Annotated in this window: 7 protein-coding genes and 1 pseudogene; 6 read left to right on the plus strand and 2 right to left on the minus strand. The window is 42.4% G+C overall.

What is annotated here, in order from left to right; genetic code table 11:
- The first annotated feature begins 73 nt into the window (after positions 1-73).
- The 4 genes from aspS to WBM98_RS16755 all read left to right on the plus strand — a co-directional run bounded on the left by aspS (position 74) and on the right by WBM98_RS16755 (position 4184).
- Complete coding sequence (aspS, locus tag WBM98_RS16740) at positions 74-1828, plus strand: aspartate--tRNA ligase (protein ID WP_424367167.1); 1755 nt, start codon at positions 74-76, stop codon at positions 1826-1828.
- 31 nt (positions 1829-1859) lie between these two features.
- Positions 1860-3653: a chloride channel protein gene (locus WBM98_RS16745; protein ID WP_424367162.1), complete on the plus strand. Its 1794-nt coding sequence runs from the start codon at positions 1860-1862 to the stop codon at positions 3651-3653.
- Complete coding sequence (locus tag WBM98_RS16750; protein WP_424367163.1) at positions 3650-3901, plus strand: hypothetical protein; 252 nt, start codon at positions 3650-3652, stop codon at positions 3899-3901. The genes WBM98_RS16745 and WBM98_RS16750 overlap by 4 nt, the downstream gene beginning before the upstream one ends.
- Positions 3902-3989: 88 nt before the next feature.
- On the plus strand, positions 3990-4184 hold the full coding sequence (locus WBM98_RS16755; RefSeq protein ID WP_424367164.1) for a cold-shock protein: 195 nt from the start codon (positions 3990-3992) through the stop codon (positions 4182-4184).
- A 68-nt stretch (positions 4185-4252) separates the two neighbouring features.
- Here WBM98_RS16755 and WBM98_RS16760 read toward each other — a convergent pair whose 3' ends face one another.
- Positions 4253-4702 carry a nucleoside deaminase gene (locus tag WBM98_RS16760; RefSeq protein WP_424367168.1) on the minus strand — a complete coding sequence of 150 codons (450 nt, stop codon included), beginning with the start codon at positions 4700-4702 and terminating at the stop codon, positions 4253-4255.
- A 75-nt stretch (positions 4703-4777) separates the two neighbouring features.
- Between WBM98_RS16760 and WBM98_RS16765 the strand changes: the two genes are divergently transcribed.
- Together WBM98_RS16765 and WBM98_RS16770 are read left to right on the plus strand one after the other, a co-directional pair.
- Complete coding sequence (locus WBM98_RS16765) at positions 4778-6550, plus strand: 1-deoxy-D-xylulose-5-phosphate synthase (RefSeq protein ID WP_424367165.1); 1773 nt, start codon at positions 4778-4780, stop codon at positions 6548-6550.
- Positions 6540-7649, plus strand: a complete 1110-nt coding sequence (locus tag WBM98_RS16770; protein ID WP_424367166.1) for a DUF3078 domain-containing protein — start codon at positions 6540-6542, stop codon at positions 7647-7649. The genes WBM98_RS16765 and WBM98_RS16770 overlap by 11 nt, the downstream gene beginning before the upstream one ends.
- Here WBM98_RS16770 and WBM98_RS16775 read toward each other — a convergent pair.
- Positions 7646-8133 (minus strand): annotated as a pseudogene (locus WBM98_RS16775) (dGTPase); the annotation flags it as partial. The gene WBM98_RS16770 and the pseudogene WBM98_RS16775 overlap by 4 nt on opposite strands.

Here is an 8133-nt window from a genome sequence, read left to right on the forward strand (position 1 = left end):
ATTTTCGACGCTCATTACCAAGTCCCAATACATAATTTCGATTAAATTTGCCTTTTTAAAAGAAGAACAATACATGTACAGAAGTCATACTTGTGGAGAATTAAGGGAATCAGACATTGATAAAGAGGTAACCTTGGCCGGTTGGGTCCAAAAGACCAGGGACAAAGGTTTTGTAGTTTGGGTCGATCTACGTGACCGCTATGGTATCACACAATTGATATTCGATGAGGAAAGAACTTCACAGGAACTCTTGGAACAGGGTAGGAACCTTGGTCGTGAGTTCGTTATTCAAGTCAATGGAAAGGTCATAGAAAGGACCTCTAAAAACGCGAACATTCCGACTGGGGGCATCGAAGTATTGGTCAAAGAACTTCATTTATTGAATAGCTCAAAGACACCTCCCTTCACCATAGAAGACCAGACAGATGGTGGCGAGGACCTGAGAATGAAATATCGCTATTTGGACATCCGAAGAAATCCTGTCAAGGAAAACCTGATTTTTAGGAGCAGGGTGGCCATGGAAGTAAGAAATTATCTTTCAAACGAAGGTTTTATTGAAGTCGAAACACCCTATCTCATTAAATCGACACCTGAAGGTGCTCGTGATTTCGTGGTTCCCAGCCGTATGAACAAAGGGCAGTTTTACGCCTTGCCACAATCACCACAGACCTTTAAACAGTTATTAATGGTCGGTGGTATGGATAAGTATTTTCAGCTTGTAAAGTGCTTTAGGGATGAAGATCTTCGTGCCGACAGACAGCCTGAATTTACACAGATCGATTGTGAAATGGCCTTTGTGGAACAAGAGGATATCTTAGATGCCTTTGAAGGGTTGACACGTCATCTTTTAAAAGAGATCAAAGGTGTTGAAACAACCAAATTTCCAAGAATGACCTACGACGAAGCCATGGTGAAATATGGAAATGACAAGCCCGATATTCGTTTTGGGATGGAATTTGGGGAGTTGAACGCCCTTGCCCAACATAAGGATTTTAGCGTATTCAATACCGCCGAATTGGTGGTAGGCATCGCGATACCAGGCGGTGCTTCTTATACTAGAAAGGAAATCGATGCCTTGGTTGATTGGGTGCGAAGACCACAAGTTGGGGCAAAAGGCATGGTCTATGTTAAATGCAATGAGGACGGCACCTTTAAATCTTCCGTTGACAAGTTCTATAATGAAGAGGATTTGGCCAACTGGGCTAAAGCAACGGGCGCAAAAACAGGGGATCTGATTTGTGTGTTGTCTGGGGACGCAAATAAGACCAGAGGGCAATTAAGTGCCCTGAGAATGGAAATGGCCGAGCGTCTTGGCCTTCGAAAAAAGGAGGAGTTCGCACCGCTTTGGGTCGTAGATTTCCCACTTCTTGAATTCGATGAGGAAACCGGAAGGTATCATGCCATGCACCATCCGTTTACCTCTCCGAAACCTGGACAAATGGAACTTTTGGATACCGATCCCGGCAAGGTCAAGGCCAACGCCTACGATTTAGTGCTGAACGGTAATGAAATAGGTGGCGGCTCCATTAGAATACATGACAAGGATATGCAAAGTACCATGTTCAAACACTTGGGCTTTACCCCAGAACAGGCCAGAGCACAATTTGGGTTTTTGATGGATGCCTTTCAATATGGTGCGCCCCCACATGGCGGAATCGCATTTGGCCTAGATCGTTTGGTCGCTATCCTCGGCGGACAGGAAACCATTCGCGATTTTATCGCTTTCCCCAAAAACAATAGTGGTCGCGATGTTATGATCGATGCCCCTGCTCCCATTGATGACGAACAGCTCGATGAACTACATCTTAAATTAAAGCTGAAAACTTAGTTTTATGATCTAATATAAGATCCCGCTTGACATGGCAATATTAAAGAAATCTTGGCTTACGAATTTTCTTGTTTGGAGGGCCAAGCATATAACAGAGCGCCAATTTATATATATTCTAAGCGTTTTAGTAGGTTTTACCTCGGGGATCGGAGCGGTAATCCTAAAAAACCTTACCCATTTCTATCAACATTTATTGGAAGGGAACTTGGTTCGATACTATCACCATGCCTTCTACTTTGTATTTCCGATCATTGGCCTTGTATTGGTTTATCTCGTGATCAAATATGTTATCAGGAACAAAGTGAGTCATGGTATTCCTTCAACGCTCTATGCCATCTCTAAGAGAAAGGGCATCATGAGAAGATACCAGATGTTAGGCTCTATTTTGACCGCTCCGCTTACGGTCGGTTTCGGAGGATCTGTAGGTCTCGAGGGGCCTTCCGTTGCCACGGGCGCGGCCATAAGCTCGAACATCTCCAGAATGTTCCACATGAACCAATCCGCGAGGAACCTGTTGATTGGCTGTGCAGCTGCAGGTGCACTTTCCTCTATTTTCAAGGCTCCGATCGCCGCCATTATTTTCGCCATCGAGGTCTTTAGCTTGGATTTGACCATCGCTTCCATGCTACCCCTCTTATTGGCATCAATATCGGCTATTATTACTTCTTATTTTTTCTTTGGGGATGATGTTTTGCTGCCCTTTAAGATCGAGGACAGTTTCAAGATTTCAGATGTTCCTTTTTTCGTAATACTCGGACTGGTTGCCGGCATCACTTCCATTTATTTTACCGAAGTATACGACAGGGTACAAAAGTTTTTCGACAAAATGGGATCTCCGATAAAACGCTTGTTGATCGGTGGGGTAAGTATTGGGGTTTTGGTATTCTTTATTCCCCCGCTTTTTGGAGAGGGGTTCGATGTCATCAACAATTTGGTAAAGGGCAATCCTGATAAATTTTTACAGAACAATATCTTTAATCTCGATCTAAGCAATATATGGACCGTGATTCTACTCTTGGCAGGCCTTGTGGTCTTTAAGATATTTGCGACTTCCATAACGTTCGGTGCTGGTGGGGTGGGCGGCATTTTTGCCCCAACCTTGTTTATGGGCAGCCTTATGGGGAACTGTGTGGCCAAAATTTTGAATAATATCGAGATACTTTCTACTAGGATTTCTGAAAGTAATTTTACCTTGGTGGGGATGGCTGGTTTAATGGCGGGGGTATTACATGCGCCCCTTACCGCGATATTCCTCATCGCCGAAGTTACTGGCGGCTATGAACTGTTCATACCCCTGATGATCACTTCGGCCATTTCCTTCTCCATTACGAAATATGTTCACCCTCATTCGGTATATAATATGGAGCTGGGACGAAAGGGAGAACTGATTACACACGACAAAGACCATGCGGTGCTCACCCTTATGGATATCGACAAGGTTATCGAGAAAAATTTTGTGGCGATACACCCCGAAATGACCTTGGGCGACATTGTCAATAAGGCCGTCGTAAAATCAAATCGCAATATTTTTCCCGTTCTTGACAAAAAGGACAAAAGGCTTATGGGCATCATTCTATTGGACGATATTCGTTCGGTCATGTTCAACCAATCGTTATATGACAAGGTCATCGCAAATGATGTGATGCACAATCCCCCGGATGTCATTGAATTGGAAAAGGATAAAATGACCGACATTATGGATAAGTTTCAAAGCAGTGGTGCTTGGAATCTTCCTGTCATAAAAAATGGTAAATATGTCGGATTTATTACCAAATCAAAACTATTGACCGCATATCGAAGAAAGTTGATCAATTTTACAAAATGAAATATTTCATCCTCTTAATCGTATTGGGATCCTTGGGATCAATTATCTATGGTTTCAGTATACATGACGAATATACCGCATTGGGCAATAAATGTATCGGCTTCGGTACAGCAGGACTTTTTTTAGTGGCGATGCCCTTATTTCTATATAAGGAAAGCCGTGGAAAAAAGATGAAGGATTATATGTTGACCGAGGATAACATCAGAAAGATGCGTGGCGAAGAAATAGAAAAGCCTGAAAATCAATGATTCTACCAATTATTTATTCGCAATTTGTTTAGGAATGCCATAAAAATTATAAATTAGTGTTCTAAACATCTATTTAATATCTATTGGAATGACAGGCACAGTGAAATTTTTCAATGAGTCCAAGGGATACGGATTCATTACCAACGACGAGACGGGAAGTGACATTTTTGTTCACGCAACAGCGTTGAACGGTGTTAAGTTAAACGAAGGTGACAAAGTAGAATACGAAGAGGAAGAAGGAAGAAAAGGAACGGTTGCTGCCCAAGTGCAGGTAATCGGTTAAAATATTCTATTATCGAATGTATTAAGGCCCTGACGTATACGTCAGGGTTTTTTATTTCAAGACGTCGATTAGTTCAGGTTTCTTCGCTCCACAAAAAAACGTTTCAACAAGTCCGACGCCTCCTTTTCCAAAACACCGCCCAAAATTTTTGTCTTCGGATGCAATTTTGTACCCATGACCCCATACCCCCGTTGTGGATCTTCGGCCGCATACACGATTTTTGATATTTGGCTCCAATATAAGGCTCCTGCACACATTTGACAGGGCTCCAATGTTACATACAGGGTGCAATCCTGAAGATATTTTCCGCCCAGAAAATTTGCGGCTGAGGTAATGGCCTGCATTTCGGCATGCGCCGTAACATCATTGAGTTGCTCGGTCAAATTATGTGCCCTCGCAATTATTCTGTCATTGATCACAATAACGGCCCCGATAGGCACTTCCCCTTTTTCAAAAGCCATCTCTGCTTCTTGCAGCGCCTTTTTCATATAATAAGTGTCATCGAAACCTAAATCCATGGCATCAAAAATACAATTTTGATGGTATAGATTATAATTGTCACTTATGATTTTCCCGTACATTTGCCATCGGTTATGAATCACTTGGATAACATAGAATTCCCTAAAGACCTTCGTCGATTGAAAAAAGACGAGTTACCACAACTTGCACAGGAACTTCGGAACTTCATTATCGATATCGTATCGGTAAAAGAAGGGCATTTGGGGGCCAGTCTGGGTGTGGTTGAGCTGACCATCGCCCTTCATTACATCTTCGATACCCCAAATGATAAATTGGTTTGGGATGTGGGTCACCAAGCTTATGGCCATAAAATCTTAACCGGCCGTAAGGATTTATTTGCTACAAATCGTCAATTGGGCGGTATCAGTGGTTTTCCCAACAGAAAAGAAAGTGAATACGACACCTTTGGTACCGGGCATAGTTCTACAGCGATTTCCGCTGTTTTGGGGATGGCTATCGCCTCAAAATTGCAAGGTGATACACAACGCCACCATATCGCAGTCGTAGGTGACGCTTCAATCGCAAGTGGTATGGCGTTTGAGGGCCTTAATCACGCAGGGGTGACCGACGCGAATATATTGGTTGTGCTCAATGATAATGCCATAGGTATCGACCCTAGTGTTGGTGCCCTGAAAAAATATTTGACCAATGTTAAAAAAGGAAGCGCCAAGGATGAGAATATCTTTGAATGCCTGAATTTTGATTATTCCGGTCCAATTGACGGCCATGACCTTCATAGGCTGTTAGTCGAACTAGAACGTTTAAAGTCCGTTCCGGGACCAAAACTCCTCCATATTATCACGACCAAGGGCAAGGGTTTGAGAAAAGCCGAGGAAAATCAGGTAATGTACCATTCACCCGGAAGATTTGATAAACATACCGGGGAACTTCAGAAGAAATCCGACCTTAGGATTCCCCCAAAATACCAAGATGTTTTCGGCCATACTTTGGTTGAACTCGCATTGAACAATACACGAATTGTTGGAATTACTCCCGCCATGCCCACCGGAAGCTCATTGAAATTCTTGATGGATGAAATTCCGGAGAGGGCTTTTGATGTTGGCATCGCCGAACAACACGCGGTTACCTTGGCCGCCGGAATGGCCACCCAAGGTCTGATTCCCTTCTGCAATGTGTATTCCACCTTTTTACAACGGGCCTATGATCAGATCATTCATGATGTTTGTCTGCAAAACCTACCCGTTATTTTTTGCCTGGACCGTGCCGGGCTCGTAGGCCAAGATGGTGCCACCCATCATGGGGTTTTTGATATCGCCTATTTGAGATGCATCCCCAATTTGATTATTTTTGCCCCCATGAATGAAGCTGAACTTCGCAACATCATGTATACCGCGCAATTGGGTCTTGACCAACCTATCGCGATACGATATCCCAGGGGTCATGGGGTTACCCTCGATTGGCGATCTCCGTTGGAAAAAATCGAGATTGGCGTTTCAAAAGAACTTAAAAAAGGCACAAAAATCGGTGTCCTTTCCATAGGTCATATTGGCAATTTAGTTGAACAGGTCATCGCCGATTTACCAATAGCCGAACAAATAGGACACTATAATATGCGGTTCATCAAACCTTTGGACAACAAACAACTTCATTATATTTTCGAACAATACGCCCATTTGATCACCATAGAGGACGGTTGCAAAATTGGTGGGTTTGGTAGTGCAATCTTGGAATTTGCCAATGAACATCACTATAAGACCACGATTGATATCCTAGGGGTCGACGACAGGTTTATCGAACACGGCACTATTGGGGAACTTCAGGAAATAGCCGGGATAGATGGTACAGCAATCAAAAAACATATTAATAAGATAATTAATGAACAATAAGATTTCCAGAAATTTATTTTCGGCATTTGTTTTATTCTTATACCTCAATTCCTTTTATGGCCAAGATTCCATTCCACAAACAACCGCCGTTGATTCAACGGTTATGGATACCGTTGTTATCAGAAGGACATTGGTTAAGATCAAATATATGCCAAGGGGTGCCAATCTTACAAACCCCATTATAACTTTCAATAAAACAAAACCGTTACTCAAAGAACGTAACAAATTCAGGATCCCTTCATTTTGGACAAAGATCAACCGATTGGGAATAAACTTCAGCGAAGTGGCTTTTGTAAATTGGAACGCAGGTGGCGATAACTCTGTCTCAGGATTGGGCAACTTACGTTTTGAACGCAATTATAAGTTCCGGTACATTAAATGGGATAATTTCATTGAACTAAGGCATGGCCTAAATGCCCAAGAAGGCAGAAAGCTAAGGAAAACCGACGATGCCATTAAGTTGGGGTCTACCTTTGGGTATCGCCGTGACACGATTAGCAATTGGTATTATTCGGTCAAAGCCAATTTCAATTCACAGTTTTCCAACGGTTACAAATATCCGGATAGATCTACCCCGATTTCAAGATTTATGGCTCCTGGATATTTCTTTTTGGGTGCGGGCACCTCTTATATTACCGAAAATCAAAAGTTCAATCTTTATATTTCGCCATTAACCCAAAAAGCCACTTTTGTATTGGACCAGGAATTGGCAGACAAGGGAGCTTTTGGGGTACAAAAGGCACTATTGGACACCAATGGGCAAGTTGTTCAACCCGGAGAGAACTCCTTTATAGAACTGGGGTTCCTCGTGACCAACCAATTGGAAACCGAAATCGCCAAAAACGTGGGATTACGCCATGATCTGAGCTTATATACCGATTATCTATCAAGTTTTGGGAATATTGATGTGGATTGGGAATTGAACATTAATCTAAAGGTAAATAAATTCATTACTACGAATATTGGCACCCATATCATTTATGATGATGATATTCTTTTTGATCGCGTGGTAGACGCCAATAATATTGTATTGGACGAGGGAAGACCGAAACTACAGTTCAAACAAGCGTTAGGCGTTGGGGTCAGATATGAATTTTAAAGCAGTTTGCCCATGATCTTATTGTGCATATGAACTGCCGCACTATCCGATAAACTCGCCACATAGCAGCAGGTGTTCAACACGATCTCGTACAAAGGCAGCGCAGTACGTTGATAAAATCCCGGTAGGGTATTTACCATGAGCTTATCATAATTCGAGGCTTTACCCTTATAGGTCCTAACCAAAGCGGTTATATAAACATCAAGTATATCGGAAATGATCTTATAACCGGCAATTTCCTTTTCAATTACCTCTTGCGACCTATAAATATTATTTACGCTCAAAGCGATGATATCGTCGATCTGGGCAGTGAACTTGCTCTTGTCCAAAAGGGCTATATCAAAATCACCTTTCAAGATAGCTTCTTCATTCTTGACAAACACCTCGACAGCATCACTGATCAAGGTATTTATAGCCAAGGCACGTAAATAACTTAATCGATCTTCCTTGTAGGAAAGCGCATTATATTTTTTGGTGTCAATAC

This window comes from Maribacter sp., from assembly GCF_049667165.1.
GTDB lineage: Bacteria > Bacteroidota > Bacteroidia > Flavobacteriales > Flavobacteriaceae > Maribacter_A.

Bases quoted from the DNA above. Each gene is read 5' to 3' on its own strand.
- WBM98_RS16755 (WP_424367164.1), top strand. From the start codon at position 3,990: ATGACAGGCACAGTGAAATTTTTCAATGAGTCCAAGGGATACGGATTC.
- WBM98_RS16760 (WP_424367168.1), bottom strand. From the start codon at position 4,702: ATGGATTTAGGTTTCGATGACACTTATTATATGAAAAAGGCGCTGCAA.
- aspS (WP_424367167.1), top strand. From the start codon at position 74: ATGTACAGAAGTCATACTTGTGGAGAATTAAGGGAATCAGACATTGAT.
- WBM98_RS16745 (WP_424367162.1), top strand. From the start codon at position 1,860: ATGGCAATATTAAAGAAATCTTGGCTTACGAATTTTCTTGTTTGGAGG.
- WBM98_RS16765 (WP_424367165.1), top strand. From the start codon at position 4,778: ATGAATCACTTGGATAACATAGAATTCCCTAAAGACCTTCGTCGATTG.
- WBM98_RS16750 (WP_424367163.1), top strand. From the start codon at position 3,650: ATGAAATATTTCATCCTCTTAATCGTATTGGGATCCTTGGGATCAATT.
- WBM98_RS16770 (WP_424367166.1), top strand. From the start codon at position 6,540: ATGAACAATAAGATTTCCAGAAATTTATTTTCGGCATTTGTTTTATTC.